Consider the following 19262-nt stretch of genomic DNA (forward strand, 5'->3'; position numbering starts at 1 on the left):
GCTGTTCTCGGTCTATGAATGATTGATGTCTTTGGACCGACCGAAATCCAAACTTAGTTAAGTACCCAGCGCTTAGATGGCCAGTGGTACATCGCCCGGAGCTACTGCTACGGGAAGTGCTGTTTCGCCCATGAGGTCAGCATCCACAGCGGCGGCACAAGCGCGGCCTTCTGCGATTGCCCACACGATCAGGGACTGGCCACGGCCATTATCGCCGGCGACATAAACGCGGGAGTTGGTTGGGCTGCGGTACTCGGCATCGCGGATGATACGGCCACGGTCGTCGAAGGTAACGCCCAGCTCATGAGCCAATCCACCCTGCTCAGCGCCGGTGAAGCCCAGTGCGATGAGAACCAAGTCTGCCTCGAAGGGGAACTCGGTGCCCTCAATAGGCTCGCGCTTGCCGTTGACAACGCGGATCTGGTTACCGGTCAGGCCGGTGACATGTCCATCGGTGCCATGGAATTCCACGGTGTTAACCGCGAACTTACGCTCACCCATGGTGGAGCCAGCGCCACGACGAGCCAGACCCAAAGCCTCGATCTCCTCAGCAGATTCATCGCCGGAGATGATGTAATCGCCTTCCTCATGGGCGGTTGCGGTGCGGAAAAGGTTGGGGTACATCGGCCATGGGGTGGACTCAGCACGCTGGAATGGAGCACGAGGGCGGATATCAAATTGGGTGACGGATTCTGCACCCTGGCGCAGTGCGGTACCAAAGCAGTCGGTGCCGGTATCGCCGCCACCAATGATGACAACCTTCTTGCCCTTGGCGCTGATTGGAGAAACCTCAGCATCACCCTCATTCACGCGGTTTTGCTCGGTGAGGTACTCCATCGCTGGGTAGATACCCTTGAGGTCACTTCCGGGAACCTTCAGTGGACGAGCCACTGGCGTACCGGTTGCCAGCACGATCGCGTCGAAAAGCGCCAGCTCAGCGGCGCGCGGTGAGACACCTACCTGGAAAGTGGTGCCCTCTGCCTGCATTTGTTCAATGCGGCGGTCAATCCAGCGGTTTTCCATCTTGTACTCAGGCACGCCGTAGCGCATGAGGCCACCGAGGCGGTCATCGCGCTCGAAGACGGTCACGCTGTGACCAGCGCGGGTGAGCTGCTGGGCGGCAGCCAAACCGGCTGGGCCGGAACCGACCACAGCGACGCTCAAACCGGTGGACATGGAAGGTACAACTGGGTTGACCCAGCCCTCCGCAAAAGCCTTTTCGACGATTTCCAGCTCGACATTCTTAATGGTCACAGCATCGTCATTGATGCCGAGCACACAAGCGCCTTCACAAGGTGCCGGGCAAAGACGACCGGTGAACTCTGGGAAGTTGTTGGTGGCGTGGAGGCGATCATATGCCTCTTTCCACCGGTTTTGGCGCACCAAGTCATTCCACTCAGGGATGATATTGCCCAGTGGGCATCCCTCGTGGCAGAACGGTACACCGCAGTCCATACAACGAGCTGCTTGTTCTTCAATCTGACCGGCGGGTGCCTGCTCATAAACTTCATTGAAGTCCATGAGACGCAAAGGCACGGGACGGTGTGCAGGCTCGCGTCGGGTGTATTTTTGGAATCCGTGTGGATCGGCCATTAGCTCACTGCCTCCATGATCTTCTTAGCTGGGTCTTCACCCGCAGCTTGTGCGGTTTCGATGATGTTGAGAACTTTTTGGAAATCGCGTGGCATGATCTTCACCAGATCATCGGCGCGCAACTTGGTTTCGGAGCCGGTGAGCTCGCGGTGACGGTCAATAAGGTCATTGGCCCACTCAACTTCGTTGTCATTAAGTTCAACGATGTCAACCAATTCGCCGTTGATCTTCAGCTCGAGGTCATCGGTCTTGGCCACGTAGGCAATACCGCCGGACATACCAGCACCGAAGTTCTCGCCGATTGGGCCAAGGACGAGGACACGACCGCCGGTCATGTACTCACAGCCGTGGTTGCCGATACCTTCAACCACTGCGGTTGCACCGGAGTTACGAACACAGAAGCGCTCGCCAGCCTGGCCGCGGATGAAGAGCTCGCCGCTGGTTGCGCCGTAGCCGATCACGTTGCCCGCGATGATATCTGGGTTGGTCTTGAGCTGCTTTGGAGTTTCTGCAGATGGACGGATAACAATACGTCCACCAGACAGTCCCTTGCCCACAAAGTCATTGGCATCGCCGGTGAGGTTGATGGAAATACCGTGTGGCAAGAAAGCACCGAAGGAGTTACCAGCACAACCAGTGAAGTTCAGGGTGATGGTGTCCTCTGGCAGACCCTTGGCACCAGCAACGCGGCTGACTGCAGAACCAAGCATGGTGCCTACAGAGCGGTTGACGTTGCTGATCTTGTGATCGAGCACAATCTTTGTGTCCACACCTGCAGCTGCGCGGGTGATGGTCTCCGAAGCCTCTTCGATGAGCTTATTATCCAGTGCCTTCTCCAGGCTGTGTTCCTGGGTCTTGGTGCAGCGGATATCCTGCTCGGTGAAGTGAGGGGTCTCAGGACGGTGGAAGATTGGGCTGAGGTCCAGGTGCGCTGCGCGGGAATCGGCAGGGATGCCGGAACGCTTACGCAGAACCTGAGCCTGACCAACGGCCTCATCGATGGTGCGGAAACCAAGCTGTGCCAGGTATTCGCGGACTTCTTCAGCGATGAAGGTGAAGAAATTAACCACGTGCTCAGCCTTGCCGGTGAACTTAGAACGCAGTCCTGGGTTCTGGGTAGCAATACCAACTGGGCAGGTGTCCAGGTGGCAAACGCGCATCATGATGCAGCCTTCAACCACCAATGGAGCGGTGGCGAAGCCGAATTCCTCAGCACCCAAAAGTGCTGCCACGATAACGTCGCGGCCGGTCTTGAGCTGGCCATCACACTGCACGCGGATGCGGTCGCGCAGACCGTTAAGCAGCAGGGTCTGCTGGGTTTCAGCCAAGCCGAGCTCCCATGGTCCACCCGCATGCTTGAGGGAGGTCAATGGGGAGGCACCGGTGCCACCATCGTGGCCGGAAATCAGAACGACGTCAGCGTGTGCCTTGGAGACACCAGCTGCCACAGTTCCCACACCTTGTTCTGCCACCAGCTTGACGTGAATACGTGCAGATGGGTTGGCATTCTTCAGGTCGTGGATCAGCTGAGCTAGATCCTCGATGGAGTAAATATCATGGTGTGGAGGAGGGGAAATCAGACCCACGCCAGGAGTGGTGATACGAACTTCTGCAACCCAAGGGTAAACCTTGTTTGGAGGCAGCTGTCCACCTTCACCAGGCTTTGCGCCCTGGGCCATCTTGATCTGAATATCGGTGCAGTTATTCAGGTAGTGGCTGGTCACGCCGAAGCGTCCGGAGGCAACCTGCTTAATGGCAGAACGCTTCCAGTCACCATTTGGTTCGACGTCGAAACGCTTAACGTCCTCTCCGCCTTCGCCGGAGTTGGACATGCCACCCAGGCGGTTCATGGCAATAGCCAAAACCTCGTGTGCTTCCGCAGAGATGGAGCCATAGGACATCGCACCGGTGGAGAAACGCTTGACGATGGAGCTAACAGGTTCCACCTCAGACAGTGGGATTGGCTTGCGGTCGTGGCTGAACTCGAAGAGACCGCGGATGGTGCCCAAGCGCTGGGACTGATCATCAACCTTGCGGGTGTAATCCTTGAAGATCTCATAGCTGCCGGAGCGGGTTGCATGCTGCAGCTTAAAGATGGTCTCTGGGTTGAACAGGTGGTATTCGCCTTCGCGGCGCCACTTGTATTCACCACCGAGGTCGAGTTCGCGGTGTGCGTGCTCTTCAGGGCGAGGCAGGAATGCGCTGCGGTGACGGGTCTCCACATCAGCTGCAATCTCATCCAGGCCAATGCCGGAGATAGGAGATGCAATGCCGCCGAAGTAGTGGTCCAGCAGGTCCTGGTGCAGGCCGGTGACGTCAGCAAGCTGGGCGCCACGGTAGGAGGACACGGTTGCGATACCCATCTTGGACATCACCTTGAGCACACCGGTGGTGGCTGCCTTGACGTAGTTGCGGGAAGCCTCGTCGAGAGTGAGATCACCAAGCTGGCCCTTGATGCGCAGCTCGTCGATGGTTTCAAAAGCCATGTATGGGTTGATGGCGTCGGCACCGAAGCCGATGAGCATAGCCAGGTGGTGAACCTCGCGAGCATCGCCGGACTCAATAACCAAGGAGCACTGGGTGCGGGTACGCTGCTGAACCAGGTACTGGTGCACAGCAGAGGTGAGCAGAAGTGCAGGAATTGGAGCCAAACGCTCATCGGACTCGCGGTCAGAAAGCACGATCAAGGTCTTGCCCTGGCGAATTGCCTCGGAAACCTCACGGCGCACGCGGGCAATAGCTGCCTTCATGCCAGCACCGTGGTGCGCGACTGGGTAAAGGCCGGAGATCACGGCGGCACCGAAGGACTCCCATTCACCCTGGTCATCCGCGTGGATGAGGGTAGCGAGCTCATGGTTATCGATGATTGGGGATTCCAAGCGGATGCGACGAGCTGCCTCAGGGCCTGGGTTCAATACGTCAGACTGTGCACCGAGCAGGGTGTACATGCTGGTCACGGGCTTTTCACGGATGGAGTCCAACGGTGGGTTAGTCACCTGTGCAAAGCGCTGTGCAAAGAAGTCATAGAGCATACGAGGACGCTCAGAGATAGCAGCGATTGGGGTATCGGAACCCATGGATCCGATGGCCTCAGAGCCGGAACGTGCCATTGGCAGGATCAACAAATCCACGTCTTCTTCGGTGATACCGAAGACACGCTGGCGCAATACCGCGCGAGAGTGTGGCATGTAGCTGTAACGGGTCTGTGGCAGGCCGTCGAGGTGGACAAAGTTCTCATTGATCCACTCGCCATAAGGCTTTGCCTCAGCCAGCTTCTGCTTGATTTCCTCGTCTTCAACAATGCGGCCCTCAGCCGTGTCGACCAGGAACATGCGACCAGGCTGAACGCGAGTGCGCTTTACGACGCTTGACTCATCCAAGTCCAATACGCCGGATTCAGACGCCATGACAACCAGGCCGGAATCGGTGATGGTGATACGTCCTGGACGCAGGCCATTGCGGTCAAGAACTGCGCCGACATAACGGCCATCGGTGAAGGCCAAAGCTGCTGGGCCATCCCAAGGCTCCATCAGGCAGGAGTGGTACTCGTAGAAGTCGCGCAGCTCAGGGGTGATGGTCTTGTTGTGCTCCCAAGCCTGCGGAATCATCATTGCCACAGCATGTGGAAGGGAGTATCCGCCCAAGTGCAAGAGCTCGAGGGCTTCGTCGAAACGCGCGGTGTCGGAGCCGTCAGGGCTGCAGATAGGCAGCACGCTGGACAGATCGCCGAGCTTTTCAGACTTGATGAGTGCCTCGCGGGCGCGCATCCAGTTTTCGTTGCCGCGGACGGTGTTGATTTCACCGTTGTGGGCTACCAAGCGGTATGGGTGTGCCAAAGGCCAGCTTGGGAAAGTATTGGTGGAGAAGCGGGAGTGCACGATAGAGATCGCGGACTCCAGGCGAGGATCGGAAAGGTCCTTGAAGAAGCCCTCCAGCTGCAGGGTGGTGAGCATGCCCTTGTAGATCACGGTGCGTGAGGAAAGGGATGGGAAGTACACGGTATCGCGACCGTTGATGGTGCCCAGCTCGCGCTCACAACGCTTGCGGATGAAGAACATCACGCGGTCGAGGTCTTCGCCGGACTTGCCTGGTACAGATAGGAAGATCTGAGCGAAGCTTGGCATGGCTTCAATAGCCATGGAGCCGAGTTCACGGGCGTCAAAAGGAACCATGCGCCAGCCGAGGACCTCTGCGCCCTCTTGGCGAGCGATACGCTCAATTTCCTTCTGTGCATCCAACATCGCCATGCGGGCGCGTGGCAGGAAGGCAATACCGGTGGCGTAGTGGCCTGCTTCAGGCAGCTCAATACCGGAAACCTCGCGGTAGAAGCTGTCTGGAATCTGCATGAGAATGCCGGCGCCATCGCCAGTGTTCTTTTCCGCGCCAGCCGCACCGCGGTGGTCAATGTTTCGGAGCGCTTCCAATGCCCGGTCCACAATGCTGCGGCTTGGACGGCCATGGATATCCGCGATAAACGCCACACCGCAGGCGTCATGTTCATGCGCCGGGTTATAGAGTCCCTGTTTCTTCATGCGTGAGCCCTCGCTTCCGCTCAAAAATCTATCAATCATTCGATAATTAGAAAAACAGGTGAGTGGCCTGCAATGCAAGTGAGCACAGACATACTTTCAATCAATCTATAGGAAAAGCTCTGGTCACCTCACGCGCTTGTGCTACAGATCACACGCCATGGCAAAGTCTAGTCGCGATAACTAAGAAGTAAAACTGGAGAGAAGGAATGATTTTGGGGTGCTTTTTGGGTGTTTTTTAGGCGGTTTTCGGGAGGGGTTTGGGTTGCTTTGGGGAGCCGCCTTGTTGCCCCGCTGCCACGTTGCGGCACTGTCCCGTTACCGCGCCGACTTAGGGGCTCTAGGTTTGGGCTTTAACTATGTGCCTCAAACTCACCCTCGGCCTCAATCCTCTTATTCAACTCAGCCAGGTAAGCCTGCTCATCAAAATTCTTAAGGTCCACCTCGCGGCCAGTCCACGCCGACAGGTGGATCGCATTGGCCAGCTGCACTCCATAAATACCGTCGCTACCTGGGGCTAGAAGCTCCTCTTCCCCATTGATGGCAGCTGCGAAATTCCGCAATACCTCCACATGCTGTGCACCCCACACAGATTCATATTCCTTGGTTTCCGTGCCCATGTACTGGGCCATATCCAATTGACCTTTAAAGAGCTGGCGGACTTGACCCATAGCCATGTTGTTGGAAAGAACCTCTTCATCCTCCACCAGGCGAGTAATGGTTACTTTCTGGGAATCCTCCACCACGATCTTGCCCTTATCGCACAGGATTTCCAGGCGGTCGGTGCCGATCATGTCATGAGTGCAGGTAATAAAGGTGTCCGGAGCACCATCAGCAAAGCTCACCAACGTGTGGACCTCATCCTCCACCGCAATATCGCGCCTAAAACCAAACTCCGCGCGCGCAAAAACACTTTCCGGAACGCCACAAATCCATTGCCATAAATCCAGCTGGTGAGGCGCCTGATTTACCAAGACACCGCCGCCTTCCCCACCCCAGTTCGCGCGCCAGGCAGACTGATTGTAATAGCCCTGCGGACGCCACCAGGTGGTGATATTCCATGAGGTGTGGCGCAATTTTCCAAGCTCGCCGGAATCCATCAACTGCTTAAGATCGCGATACAGCTCATTGGTGCGCTGATTAAAAAACACCCCTAATTGCAGCTCAGGCTTGGTTTCTGCGAAGGCAATGAGCTCCTTCGCATGCTTGGTGTACACCCCAATTGGCTTTTCGACGAGGGCATGTATGTTGTGGCTCAACGCATAGATCCCCACTTCAGGATGCAGGTAGTGCGGCACGGTGGTCACCACCGCGTCCACCGTGCCGGAGGTGACGAGCTCCTTATAGTCGGTGAAAAACGGCACCTTATATTCCGCTGCGGCTTCATCCTTTTCTGGGAGGACATCGCAGATAGCGCCGATCTCCATATTTTCCACTCGACCCTCAGCCAGGAATTTGGCGTACATATCGCCTTCTGCACCGAAGCCGATAATTCCTAAACGAACTTTCTTAGACATTGCTTTCTCCATTCTTTGATGCTTAATAGAGGGCTTTTGCCATTCTTAGAGAGGCCAGTGCTTCCTGCGGTCCAATCCAAAATGGCTTTGCGCTATCAAGGTGGCCATAAAAATCACGAATCAGCAGTTCATGGCTCACACCCCAATAGGTCCGGCCAGCGGAATTTTGAGTACGTTCCGGGTAATGCTCAACCTGTGATTCTGCGCGATTTATCCAGGTCACGGTGAGACCGTCTTTGAGCTTCACTAAAGCGTTTTCCCAGTCCAGCTCAATTTCCACCGAGCGGTGCCGAGAATTTGCGAGCGTGCCATAAAAGCTGCTGCTTATTCCGCTTTCATGTGTGAAGAAGGCATGGGCAGAATGTTCTACATCAATAATCTCGCCATATTTATCTGTAGAAACCTCTCCCCTTACCTTTGTCACGGGGCCTAAAAACCATTGCAGAAGATCCAGGGTGTGAATGGCTTGATTCATCAGTAACCCACCACCGGAACGAATCTGCTGGCCACGCCAAGGTTTCGCCGAGTAATAATCCGAGGTTCTTGTCCACACCACCGAGGCATAAGCACCTCGAATTTCTCCGAGTTCGCCTTCTTCTAGGGGGCGCCGTAGTTCTACCGAAGAAACGTTATAGCGATTTTGAAAGCACACACCGATTTTAGGCGCTTGAGGATTTTCTTTGAGATAGTCCAGCAACCGTTGGGCTTGGTCAAGCTCATTAGCTAGTGGATTTTCCACCAGCACATGAACCCCTGCCTTAAGCGCCATGAGGGCAAGATCAATGTGCTGATCATGGGGAGTGGTGATGTGCAGGACATCTATGGTCTCTTGCGCGAGGAGTTCCTGCAGGCTGAAATAGGCTGTGGCCTGGGTTTTTTGAGCAAGTTTAAGGGCCGCCGCGTGATCTAAATCTGCCACGGCGACAATTTCTGCACCCAGAGCTGCAATCGCCTCTGCATACACGATGGACACATCACCGCATCCGACAATTGCAGCTTTAAACATTTGTTATTCCTTACTTATACTCAGCGCCGAGGTCATCAAGGATTCCCCGCAATGCTTCATAAGCACTGGTCCAATGCTCCGGGCCGCAGAGGCCTCCAAACTCATCGAAGTTTCCAAGGTGTGGTTCGATGGAGAGAAACCCTTCATAACCTGCATCTTTTAAGGCAGCAAGCAGCTCTGGATACTGCCCGTCACCCTGGCCTGCCGGCTTGATAATGCCCAGTGGTTTTTCGGCAGTAGGCACAGTGACGTCCTTGACATGGATGTATTTGGTGAAGTCTTTAACAATTGGCCACGCCTGATCAAAGGGCTTAAAACCGGTTTGGACATAGTTGGCAGCATCATAAATTCCGCGATAATACGGGGAGTTAATGCTGGTGATCAGATCTTTGACTCGCTCTGGGGAATCACCATAAATATCTTTTTCATTTTCATACAGCAGTGTGATCCCACCAGCTTCTGCCAGCTCCACCATCGCCCTGGTACGAGCTAAAACTTCTTCACGATAATCTGCTGGGTTTTCACCCGCAGGAATGAAGAAGGAAAACATGCGGATATATGGAGTGCCAAAGAATTGCTCCACCTCGATTGCATGCCGAGCCCTCTGGAGATGCTGCTCAAAAGGATCGGTGATCATGATTTTGCCCAGTTCAGATCCTACTGTAGAGAGGGGAATCCCAGCAGCATCGAGCTTTGCCTTCGCAGTTTCTAGCTGTTTCGCCGAAAGATCTAGGACTTTTATCCCCCAGGCATTACGGAATTCAATGTGCTTGATGTTCAGCTTTGTTAAAAGGGCAATTTGTTCATCAAGATCAAGGGCAATCTCATCGGCAAAACCTGTAACGTTTCTCCACGTCCTTTGGCTGTGTATGGGCCTAAAAATTACTTTTTGCGATTTGGTGGGGCTTCTAAATACTAAGATCTCGCGGTCCATCAAGCTTGACTTAAATCAAGCGCACCCTGCCACCTTTACAGCACCCAAACAACCCATACTTTGATAAGACATAAGAACTTTTAAAAATCGCTTTGTTTACATTGATACCTGACAAAGTTGTCAAACCATAAAGGAAATTACCCCTGAAATACCCCCTACATATTAGCCACCGGAGCTATATTCTAAGAAAAATTCTCCATATTTAGATGAATTTCTACCCATTTTCATTCCCCTGAAAATCTATAAACTTGCAGTTCTATCCTCATTTTTCACCCGGAAAACTAGGATTTCGGTCGATTTCGCACACCCCACCACAACCTCCACCCTTCAAAACTTAAGATTCGGACCCTTAACAAACATTGTCATGTTCAATTGACGGGACATATAAGCTTTGACACGATAGATCCCATTGGTGATGTGAATCACTTGGCACGAAAGCTTGTTTCCTGAATCTCAGTAATACTCCCCGACCGTGATCGACCTAGGAGCCATGATGGCAAGTACCTTCATTCAGACTGACAGTTCTGAAAAAAGTAAGAAGCTACCCCCTCTAACAGCAGGGCCTTATCGTCAACGATTGTTCTACGTTGCGATGGTAGCTACTTTTGGTGGACTTCTTTTTGGATATGACACCGGCGTTATTAACGGTGCGCTTAATCCCATGGCCCGCGAGCTGGGCCTCACCCCCTTCACTGAAGGCGTTGTAACCTCCTCACTCCTCTTCGGTGCAGCAGCCGGCGCAATGATCTTCGGCCGAGTATCCGACAACTGGGGCCGCCGCAAGACCATTCTCTCCCTTGCAGTCGCTTTCTTCATCGGCACCATGATCTGCGTATTTGCACCATCTGCCACAATTTTGGTTATTGGTCGTGTGGTTCTCGGCCTGGCCGTAGGTGGAGCATCATCCGTTGTTCCGGTTTACCTGGCAGAACTTGCTCCTTTTGAAATCCGTGGCTCTTTGGCCGGACGCAATGAAATCATGATTGTAGTCGGACAGCTAGCTGCCTTTATTCTCAACGCCATCATTGGCAATGTGTGGGGACACCACGACCACGTATGGCGCTATATGCTCGCTGTCGCTGCACTACCTGCAATCGCGCTTTTCATTGGAATGCTGCGCGTCCCAGAATCTCCTCGCTGGTTGGTAGAACGTGGGCGCATCGATGAAGCCCGCGCAGTACTCGAAACCATTCGCCCACTTGATCGTGCACATGCTGAGGTTCAAGAGGTTTTGGAACTGGCAAAGGAAGAAGGAGCAATCTCCGATAAGTCCATGTCACTTAAAGAAATCCTCTCCAATAAGTGGATGGTGCGCATCCTCCTCGTTGGTATCGGAATTGGTGTTGCGCAGCAGCTTACCGGCATTAACTCCATCATGTACTACGGCCAGATTGTTTTGATTGACGCCGGCTTCTCCGAGAATGCCGCTCTCATCGCAAACGTTGCCCCTGGTGTTATTGCTGTGGTCGGCGGACTCATCGCCCTATGGATGATGGACCGAATTAACCGTCGTACCACCCTTATTACCGGCTACTCACTCACCACCATTTGCCACATCCTCATTGGTATCACATCCCTAACCTTCCCAGCAGGCGATCCACTGCGCCCCTACGTCATCCTCACCCTGGTGGTTTTGTTCGTGGGTTCCATGCAGACCTTCCTTAACGTGGCAACCTGGGTCATGCTATCCGAACTCTTCCCACTGGCAATGCGCGGTTCTGCAATTGGTATCTCCATCTTCTTCCTCTGGATGGCAAACGCATTCCTCGGCCTCTTCTTCCCATCCTTGATCGACGCAGTTGGACTGACCGGAACCTTCTTCCTTTTCGCTGGCGTCGGCGTCTTGGCGCTGATCTTCATCTGGTCTCAGGTTCCTGAAACCCGTGGCCGTACCCTCGAAGAGATCGATCATTCAGTCACCACCGGCGCTATCTTCGACAAGCGCGCTAAGAAAGGAAAGGTGAGCTAAAAACCCAGATATCGCATAGCCACACACTCCAGACATTCTCAACCACCGCCCTCCTACTGCCCTTGTGCAGGTAGGAGGGCGGTGGTGTTTGTGCTTTTCGACGCACCCCTTGCCTGCGGCGGGTCAGCATTCTATCGACTACTGCCAATGCCCACATAGGGCTGTCCCTGCGTGATGCGCAATGCGATCAATGAGTTTTCACCTGTGTCCATCCAACTGGAACGGCTTAGCGCACTGGAAGCTATTTTTTGGAGTTTTAGGGGTGTGAGGTGGCGTTATGTTGATTTTTGGACACACTTTTTGCTCCTTAATCCACACTGCACCAAAGACACCCACGAGGTATCTTGTGGTCCACCAAAACGGGTTAAGGGACAAAATGTGTGTTTCCCTGGTCGCTCACGCTATCGCCACTAAAACGGAATTAGCCGTCTAACCATCCTTTATGAACACCCATAAAGTTAGCCGAGGTGGAATCAATCCCAATGCCATACGTTGCTGGCCGGCCGTCTTCACAACCGAGTTTGCGGGTGCGTCGGGTGGCACTGAGCCTGGTGCAGGATTCGAGGTTGTTGGTGGAACACAACTTTTTGTCCCTTAACCCAAAAATGTGTCTGCTGGCGTTAGCCAACAGACACATTTTTAATGTTTAAACAAACAGTGTTTCAAACTGCAGAGTTAGTGATCAAAGGTGGTTTTTGCGTCGACAAGCTTGGTTGCCACCCAAGCGCCGCTTTCGGCGCTCTCAAGCGCTGCCTCTGCAACCTCAGCGGCGGCCCAGCCATCGCCCGCGGAGGGCGCTAATTGCTCACCGGTCTCCAGGGATCGCAGAAACAGCGAGGCCTCGATTGTTTTGAGATCATCAAAACCCATGCTGGTGCCGGCACCTGGTTGAAAATGAGAGAATTCCCCAAAGGCCGGATTAGCCATAATGGTGCGATAACCAGCAAAGCTATCTGCCAGCTCGAGTTCATTTAGTCGATGGAAATTCCAGCGCAACGAACCTTTGGTGCCATAGACCTCGATGATGTATTCAGCACGTGGCCCAATTGCGACACGACTCGATTCAAAAACTCCGATGGCGCCTGATTCAAAGCGTCCCAGTACAGCTGAAAAATCTTCATTTTCCACCTCACACATAGGGCTGTCCTCAGAGCCGGTAGAAAAGTGGCTGGCAGCACCAGCTACAGGCAGAGGCCGATTTTTGATAAAGGTTCCATTGGCTGCGGTTACTTCAGAAATCCGGCCGACAATAAACTGAGCGAGATCAAAACCATGTGACAATAGATCTCCAAGCACTCCAGATCCGGCAAAATCCTTTTTAAAACGCCAGGTCAAAGCACCCATTGGATCAGCAGAATAATCAGCCCTAAAGCTGACTCGCACATTGGTTATGGCACCAATTTCTCCAGCTCGCACCAGCCGCCGAGCCTCTGCGATAGCGGGGACATGCCGATAGTTGAAGCCAACCGAGGTAATCAATCCAGCTGCCTGTGCAGCTTGTGCGATCTCTGCAGATTCAGCTGCGCTGCGTCCCATTGGTTTTTCAATCCAAAAGGGTTTGCCTGCTGCGATTGCAGCCATGGCAATTTCATGGTGCAAGAAATTTGGGGAGCAGATTGAAACTGCATCAATCTCCGGATCCGCGAGGATGTCTTTATAGTCTGCGACAGCCTTTTGAAATCCAAGTGCCTGGAGTGCATGCTCCCGCCCGCCAGGATCTGGATCAGCAGCCGTATGTAGAACTGCTCGCACTCCCAATTCCGGGAAATGTTGTGCCGCCGCTAGATAGGAACGCGAATGTAAACGCCCCATCCATCCCACTGAAATTAGACCAATGTTGATCGTCTTCTTCACTGCTCCGCCTCCTTTCCTTTATTGTGCTGATTCGGCGATAAGGGATTCTTCAAGTGCCTTATTAGCTGCAATCAGCACCTGAGCAGCCACATTGACACCTTCCTCACGGCCTAGGGACACATCCTCATGCTCAATATTGACCAACATATGTGGATCAACACGGTGCAGTGCGCGTAGGAACTCAGTCCAGTAGGCAACGTCATGGCCCTTGCCTAGGGCGACAAAATCCCAGGCAGAGTTCTTTGGCCACTCATTTGCCCATTCATCGCCACCCAAATTGGTGCGGTTTTCTGAAGGATCAAGGCGGCGGAAGCTATTGTCCAGCACTCCATTAAGCTGCGCCCATTCCTTATTAATACGTACGTCCTTGGCGGCGGCGTGGAAAATGAGTTCCCCAAGGTGATCAATCACAGCCACGGGATCCATTTGTTGCCAGAACAGGTGCGATGCATCCAATTCCACACCAACATGGGTGGCATTGGTGAGGTCAATGAGTTTGTGCACGTCAGCGGAATTAAACACAATGTTTTGCGGGTGCAATTCCAACGCAACTTTCACGCCATGATCTGCAGCCAGGCGGTCAGTTTCGCGCCAGAACTTCGCAGCAATATCCCATTGATAATCAAGGACATCCAGGGCAGCGGAGTTCCATGCATTTACCACCCAGTTGGTGTACTTGCTGCCTGGTTCCCCACCTGGCAGACCAGACATGGTGACAACTCGGGTTTGACCCAAACGTGCTGCCAGGCGGATGGAGCGGCGAATATCTTCTGCATGCTTCTCCCCGATCACTTTGTTCGGGTGCAGTGGATTGCCATTGCAGTTCAAGCCATAGATATCTACGCCAGTGCCTTCGAAGATCCCTAAGAATTCATCGCGGGCATCATCGCTGATCAGGATGTCATCAATGGTTGGAATGTGGGTGGCAGGAAGAAATCCACCGGTATTAAGTTCAATGCCGCTCAAACCTGCAGCCTTAATGGCAGCGAGGGCTTCGGGAAGGGAACGGTCATGGAAAATGGCATTATAGAGACCGAGTTTCATGGTGTGTTGCTTTCTTGATTGTGGGTTTAGTTGCTGGCTGATTCCAGTACAGGGACAGAAATGCTGGCGCCACCGGCTGCAGCAGACTGCGCAACAGCATCAATAAGCTGCATATTGTGCAGGCCTTCTTCGAGGCTGGCGCAGCGTGGCAGGCTCTGATCGGCTGGAATACCCGCAACTTCTTCGAGGAAGGCGCGGGCCTGGTAGACAAAGCCCTCATTTTGGCCGACTCCCACACCTGGCGCGTCCATGGCCAAACCACCACGCCAATAAGGGTGCTGAGGTCCCAGAGTTACTGTGCGGTAACCAGGTTCTTGGCTGGCATCGGCTGCGGTGGCCGGGGTGAAGATTTGATACTGGCCGGGTTGGCGGAAATCAAAAAGTAGTGATCCGCGCTCGCAGAACACCTCAAAGCCCAAGGTGTTTGCATGGCCTTGTGAGATGCGGCTGACCTGAATGGTTGCGGTTCCACCGCCGGCAAAAACACCGGAGAAGGAAGCGACATCATCATTTTCCACTGCTTCAAACTCATCGGATACGGCGCCACCTTCGTGTCCCACAACAGCACCGAGTGGCTTCGGGCGCTGGTTAATTACGGTGGAGAGCTGTCCCCCGCAGACTTCGGAGAAATCAGATCCAGCAATGAACTCTGCCAAGTAGGTCAGGTGGCTTCCCACGTCGGCAAGCGCTCCGGACCCGTTGGGTCCCTTATAGCGCCAGCTAATTGGGGCGTTGGGGTTGGAACCATAATCAGTCCAGTAGTGCCCGGTGAGGTGTAGTACCTTACCCAGCTCGCCGGATTGAATGAGGTTGCGGATATGCGCAACCGCTGGGGAGCGGCGGTAGGTCAGGCCGATGCGGGCAATAGTGCCAGCTCCAGCTGCGACAGACGCTGCCGCAATCATGGCTTCGGCGTCCTCGATGGTGTCAGAAAGTGGTTTTTCGCAGAGTACGTGCTTGCCGGAGGCGAGCAGTGCTTCCACGATTTCGCGGTGCAAGAAATTAGCAACTACCACGCTGACTACGTCAATGTCATCGGCTTCCACAATTGCCTGCCAGGAGGTGTCAAACCTCTCAAAGCCATAGCGGGCTGCGGTTTCTTCAGCCAGTGCAGCGTTGGCATCGGCGATGGAAACAAGGCGGATTTTAGGCAATGTGCTGGCGAACACGGTTGGAGCAGTACGGTACCCCGCTGCATGTGCTTTTCCTGCCATGCCCGCACCAATAACGGCGACGCGAATTTCATTGTGAGTCATAACAACCTCCCTTAAGAGTGATGTGAAGTGAGATGGATTTCCGAAGCTCAAATATGTGAGCCACAACGCTTTTGGAGCGCTCCAACATAAGTTATAGTTAATTAAATGTCCTGTCAATAGCTCAAATAGAACTTATGGAAGGAGACCACATATGAACAGGTCGCGCCCCACCATTTACGACGTTGCCCAAGAAGCAGGAGTATCCAAATCTTTGGTCTCTTTGGTCATTCGCGGTTCAAAAAGTGTCAGCACCGAATCGGAAATGCTGGTCCGCGATGCCATTAGAAAACTCAACTACCAGCCAAATCGTGCTGCTTCAGAGTTGGCGTCGAAAAGCACCAAACTTATTGCCATCCTCATTGATGATTACGCCAACCCGTGGTTCGTTGACCTGCTCCAGGGTCTCAGCGAGGTCCTCACCCCACAGGGATATCGACTCTCAGTTATTGATTCCATAACCTCCCAGAACAGTTCCGGGCAGGATCCTTTTCTCAATGCCATGTCCATGCGACCTGATGGCATTATCATCGCTCAAGACATTGTGAATTTCCGCGCGCCAGATTCCGCCCCACCCTTTGTTATCGCAGGTACCAGGCTTACCCCGGCGCGCCCGGAGGATTCCATTGCCAACGATGACCAACAGGGCGCACGACTGGCCACCGAACACCTCATTGCACTTGGGCACACAAAGATTGCGCACCTCTGCGTATCCGGAGGGGCTGGTGGCAAACGCCAAGAAAGCTACATCACCACGATGCAGCTGCATGGCCTAAAGCCTATTTTGTCCAAGAACCAGCGCCCTGCCACGGAAAAGGCTGGGTATGCGGACACTCTCGAGCTCTTGCGAGAGAATCCTGAGGTCACCGCGATTTTTGCCTCTAATGATGTGATGGCCATCGGGGCACTTGGCGCTGCTCGCGAGCTTGGTCTCCAGGTTCCTGAGCAACTTTCCGTCGTCGGTTATGACAACACTCCCCTCGCCCAAACTCGCCTCATCAACCTCACCACCATTGATGATGACAGCGCCGGTGTGGGCCGCAACGCCGCGCGCCTGCTACTAAGCAAGCTTGTCGACGCTGCCCCGCACTCAGAAATCACCCATACCCTGCAGCCGGCACTGATTGAGCGGGGGACGACTGCCGCCCTTAAATGATGCTGACTGTGCGGCCCTCTGCAGCGCTTATCAGTACCGCATCTAGCACCTTGAGTACTTCAATGCCTTCGGTTGCTGGTACTGGACCGGGAGTGCCTTGCGCAACGGCCAGGGCAAACTGGTCATAAAAGCGGGTGTAATCACCTTGTTCCGAGGCAATAATCTCCTCCCCCGCCTCGGTTTTTAATACGCCCCAGCGGGACTCATCCTCATAGCCCCAGGTGCTACGTGATGCAACAGGGTCTTCCCCCTTTTTAATGTGTTCAATCTGCACATCACTAAAGGCAGAGGTATAAGTTCCAGCCTCGCCGTAGATCCTTAACTCACGGGAGATCAAACGGTCAATCTTGCTGGCAGACAGATTAGAGATAGCACCTGATTCATGCTCAATGAAGATTCTAAAACGAGCAATTGTCGCTCCTTCGGGGCGCTCGGTATATCCCAGGTGTGCCGTAACAGTGCGGGCAGGTCCCATGAGTACCAAGGCTTGATCAACCACATGTGAGCCCAAATCCCGCAGCAGCCCACCCTGGGGCCCTGGTTCCAAACTTTGTGGTTCATCCACATCCAAACGCAAATCAAGTCCTTTAAGCTCCCCCAATCGCTCTTGTACTTTAAGTGCCGTCACAATGTCGGTATCAAATCGTCGATTGTGAAAGACATTAAGTACCACGCCGGCGGCAGTTGCCGCTTCCGCTAGTTCCTGAGCAGCTGCTGCACTGGGTGCAAAAGGCTTATCAGCAACCACACTGACTCCTGCAGCAATTGCCTCCAGCACCAAGTCGTGCCGGGTTTCTGGTGGAGTAGAAATAACCACAGCATCTACGCCCAGAGCTAAGAGCTCAGCCTGGGAATCCACAATGGTTACCTCGGGAAGGTCCGCGGCAACTGCTGCTTTAGTGCGTGGTGATCGCGCCACCACTGCCACCAACTCACAGTGCTCAGATGCCTGAATATATGGCGCATGAAAGAGCTTTCCGCCCACGCCATATCCCACAAGTCCAATTCGAATAGTCATGATGATCTCTTTCTAAGATGTTGGGTGAAGCGCACGTGCGCCTCCACTTTGGGGCAGTAAATAAGCTCCTGCCAGAGGGAATACAAATAAGAGAGCAGCCAGCGGAAATGACCATTGTGGGCTTGATGCAATAGACATACATATTGCTGCCACCGCAATCCCCAATGACATTCCCAGTTGTTGGAGTGTTGCCGATAGCACATTGGCATTGCTGGTTTGAGCACCAGAGATATCCGCAAATTGCAAGGTGTTATAAGCACTAAAGCCCAAGGAACGCAGCGCCCCTGAGATAAAAAGCAACAGCAGAATTAAGATCCGGGGAGTTTCTGCATCCACAAAGAAAAACGCAGCCAAAATGAGTGCGCCGCTGGCATTGGCAAAGAGCAACACCGGACGAAAAGACCACTGCCTAATGATCGCGCTAGTAAAAGGCTTAATCGCAATATTTCCGGCAAATAGTGCCACAACTATGCCACCAGCTGTGGTTGCCGACCATCCAAATTCCACCTGAAAGAGCAGGGTGAACATAAAGGGTGCTGCGGTAATCACCAGGCGGTACACGCTGCCGGAAATATTGCCTACTCTGAAAGTCGCAATAGTCATCACGCTGAGATCAAAAAGTCGGCCAGGTGCCCGCAGCCACCGCACTACCAGGGTGGCGATAACCACGGCACAGATTGCCAAAACTGCCGCCATCACCAGCGCCGTTGGGGTGCCGCGCGCAATCAGCTCCGCAGCAATGGTTAATGCCACGGTCACCAGGGCTACGCCGATAAACCCAGGGAGATCAAAAGGTCGCGACGGGATATCCGTGCCACGGGGCAGAATAATAAACCCCACTATTAAAGCAACGATCCCGAGTGGGATATTCAAGAGAAAAATCCAGCGCCACCCAAAATTATCGGAGATTACTCCGCCGAGTACCGGAGCTACCACTGGTGCAATGAGAGCTGGCCAGGTTAAAAAGGCAATCGCGTCAAGGAGATCTTCGGGCTTGGTAGTGCGGATTACCGCTAATCTGCCCACCGGGACCAAAAGTGCTCCACCCAAGCCCTGGATAATGCGGGCCACGGTGAGCATCACCAGTCCCGGCGCGAGGGCGCACAATAATGAGCCCGCGGTAAAAATGGCTAAGGCACTAAGCAAGACTATGCGTACCCCAAAGCGATCGCCCAGCCACCCAGCAGCTGGAATTCCAGCTGCGGCCGCGGCCAAATAAGCGATTAGTGCAATGCTGATATCCACCGGATTTACCCCAAAATCCTGGGCAATGGCAGGTACAGCAACACTGAGGATGGTGCCGTCGAGGATCTCTAAAAAGAGGGCTCCGGCAGCGAGCAAAGCAATGGGAACACTAAAGGATCGATTTTTGGACATAGCTGGTGCACC

General features: G+C 53.8%; 12 protein-coding genes. 2 read left to right on the plus strand and 10 right to left on the minus strand.

Translation table 11 applies throughout. The annotated features are described in order from the left end of the window. Positions 1-72: 72 nt before the first annotated feature. The 5 genes from SFC07_RS05195 to SFC07_RS05215 form a co-directional block, all read right to left on the minus strand. Entirely contained in the window at positions 73-1593 is a 1521-nt protein-coding gene (locus SFC07_RS05195; protein ID WP_411207168.1) for a glutamate synthase subunit beta, read from the minus strand. Further along, the gene (gltB, locus tag SFC07_RS05200; protein WP_411207169.1) at positions 1593-6125 is read right to left on the minus strand and encodes a glutamate synthase large subunit; all 4533 of its coding nucleotides are present in this window, start codon (positions 6123-6125) and stop codon (positions 1593-1595) included. Before gltB ends, SFC07_RS05195 begins: the two co-directional genes overlap by 1 nt. 350 nt (positions 6126-6475) lie before the next feature. After that, a complete protein-coding gene (locus tag SFC07_RS05205) occupies positions 6476-7639 on the minus strand; it encodes a Gfo/Idh/MocA family protein (RefSeq protein WP_411207170.1) in 1164 nt (387 codons plus the stop codon). Between the two features lie 22 nt (positions 7640-7661). After that, a complete protein-coding gene (locus tag SFC07_RS05210; RefSeq protein ID WP_411207171.1) occupies positions 7662-8645 on the minus strand; it encodes a Gfo/Idh/MocA family protein in 984 nt (327 codons plus the stop codon). A 10-nt stretch (positions 8646-8655) separates the two neighbouring features. Beyond that, positions 8656-9579, minus strand: a complete 924-nt coding sequence (locus tag SFC07_RS05215; RefSeq protein ID WP_411207172.1) for a sugar phosphate isomerase/epimerase family protein — start codon at positions 9577-9579, stop codon at positions 8656-8658. A gap of 493 nt (positions 9580-10072) precedes the next feature. On the opposite strand from SFC07_RS05215, the gene SFC07_RS05220 reads away from it, so the two are divergent. Then, on the plus strand, positions 10073-11548 hold the full coding sequence (locus SFC07_RS05220) for a sugar porter family MFS transporter (RefSeq protein ID WP_411207273.1): 1476 nt from the start codon (positions 10073-10075) through the stop codon (positions 11546-11548). Positions 11549-12223: 675 nt separating this feature from the next. On the opposite strand, the gene SFC07_RS05225 is transcribed toward SFC07_RS05220, so the two are convergent. The 3 genes from SFC07_RS05225 to SFC07_RS05235 are packed head-to-tail and all read right to left on the minus strand — an operon-like array spanning position 12224 to position 15702. Further along, the gene (locus SFC07_RS05225; protein WP_411207173.1) at positions 12224-13402 is read right to left on the minus strand and encodes a Gfo/Idh/MocA family protein; all 1179 of its coding nucleotides are present in this window, start codon (positions 13400-13402) and stop codon (positions 12224-12226) included. 18 nt (positions 13403-13420) lie between these two features. Next, positions 13421-14446: a sugar phosphate isomerase/epimerase family protein gene (locus SFC07_RS05230; RefSeq protein ID WP_411207174.1), complete on the minus strand. Its 1026-nt coding sequence runs from the start codon at positions 14444-14446 to the stop codon at positions 13421-13423. Between the two features lie 26 nt (positions 14447-14472). Then, positions 14473-15702 carry a Gfo/Idh/MocA family protein gene (locus SFC07_RS05235; protein ID WP_411207175.1) on the minus strand — a complete coding sequence of 410 codons (1230 nt, stop codon included), beginning with the start codon at positions 15700-15702 and terminating at the stop codon, positions 14473-14475. 151 nt (positions 15703-15853) lie between these two features. Here SFC07_RS05235 and SFC07_RS05240 point away from each other — a divergent pair, with 151 nt between their 5' ends. After that, positions 15854-16855: a LacI family DNA-binding transcriptional regulator gene (locus SFC07_RS05240; protein ID WP_411207176.1), complete on the plus strand. Its 1002-nt coding sequence runs from the start codon at positions 15854-15856 to the stop codon at positions 16853-16855. Here SFC07_RS05240 and SFC07_RS05245 read toward each other — a convergent pair. Further along, complete coding sequence (locus tag SFC07_RS05245) at positions 16848-17873, minus strand: Gfo/Idh/MocA family oxidoreductase (RefSeq protein WP_411207177.1); 1026 nt, start codon at positions 17871-17873, stop codon at positions 16848-16850. The genes SFC07_RS05240 and SFC07_RS05245 overlap by 8 nt on opposite strands. Before the next feature lie 12 nt (positions 17874-17885). Beyond that, complete coding sequence (locus SFC07_RS05250) at positions 17886-19250, minus strand: MFS transporter (RefSeq protein ID WP_411207178.1); 1365 nt, start codon at positions 19248-19250, stop codon at positions 17886-17888. Between the last annotated feature and the right edge of the window lie 12 nt (positions 19251-19262).

Source organism: Corynebacterium callunae (genome assembly GCF_046592015.1).
Classification (GTDB): domain Bacteria; phylum Actinomycetota; class Actinomycetes; order Mycobacteriales; family Mycobacteriaceae; genus Corynebacterium; species Corynebacterium callunae_A.

Bases quoted from the DNA above. Each gene is read 5' to 3' on its own strand.
- SFC07_RS05195 (WP_411207168.1), bottom strand. From the start codon at position 1,593: ATGGCCGATCCACACGGATTCCAAAAATACACCCGACGCGAGCCTGCA.
- gltB (WP_411207169.1), bottom strand. From the start codon at position 6,125: ATGAAGAAACAGGGACTCTATAACCCGGCGCATGAACATGACGCCTGC.
- SFC07_RS05205 (WP_411207170.1), bottom strand. From the start codon at position 7,639: ATGTCTAAGAAAGTTCGTTTAGGAATTATCGGCTTCGGTGCAGAAGGC.
- SFC07_RS05210 (WP_411207171.1), bottom strand. From the start codon at position 8,645: ATGTTTAAAGCTGCAATTGTCGGATGCGGTGATGTGTCCATCGTGTAT.
- SFC07_RS05215 (WP_411207172.1), bottom strand. From the start codon at position 9,579: ATGGACCGCGAGATCTTAGTATTTAGAAGCCCCACCAAATCGCAAAAA.
- SFC07_RS05220 (WP_411207273.1), top strand. From the start codon at position 10,073: ATGGCAAGTACCTTCATTCAGACTGACAGTTCTGAAAAAAGTAAGAAG.
- SFC07_RS05230 (WP_411207174.1), bottom strand. From the start codon at position 14,446: ATGAAACTCGGTCTCTATAATGCCATTTTCCATGACCGTTCCCTTCCC.
- SFC07_RS05235 (WP_411207175.1), bottom strand. From the start codon at position 15,702: ATGACTCACAATGAAATTCGCGTCGCCGTTATTGGTGCGGGCATGGCA.
- SFC07_RS05240 (WP_411207176.1), top strand. From the start codon at position 15,854: ATGAACAGGTCGCGCCCCACCATTTACGACGTTGCCCAAGAAGCAGGA.
- SFC07_RS05245 (WP_411207177.1), bottom strand. From the start codon at position 17,873: ATGACTATTCGAATTGGACTTGTGGGATATGGCGTGGGCGGAAAGCTC.
- SFC07_RS05250 (WP_411207178.1), bottom strand. From the start codon at position 19,250: ATGTCCAAAAATCGATCCTTTAGTGTTCCCATTGCTTTGCTCGCTGCC.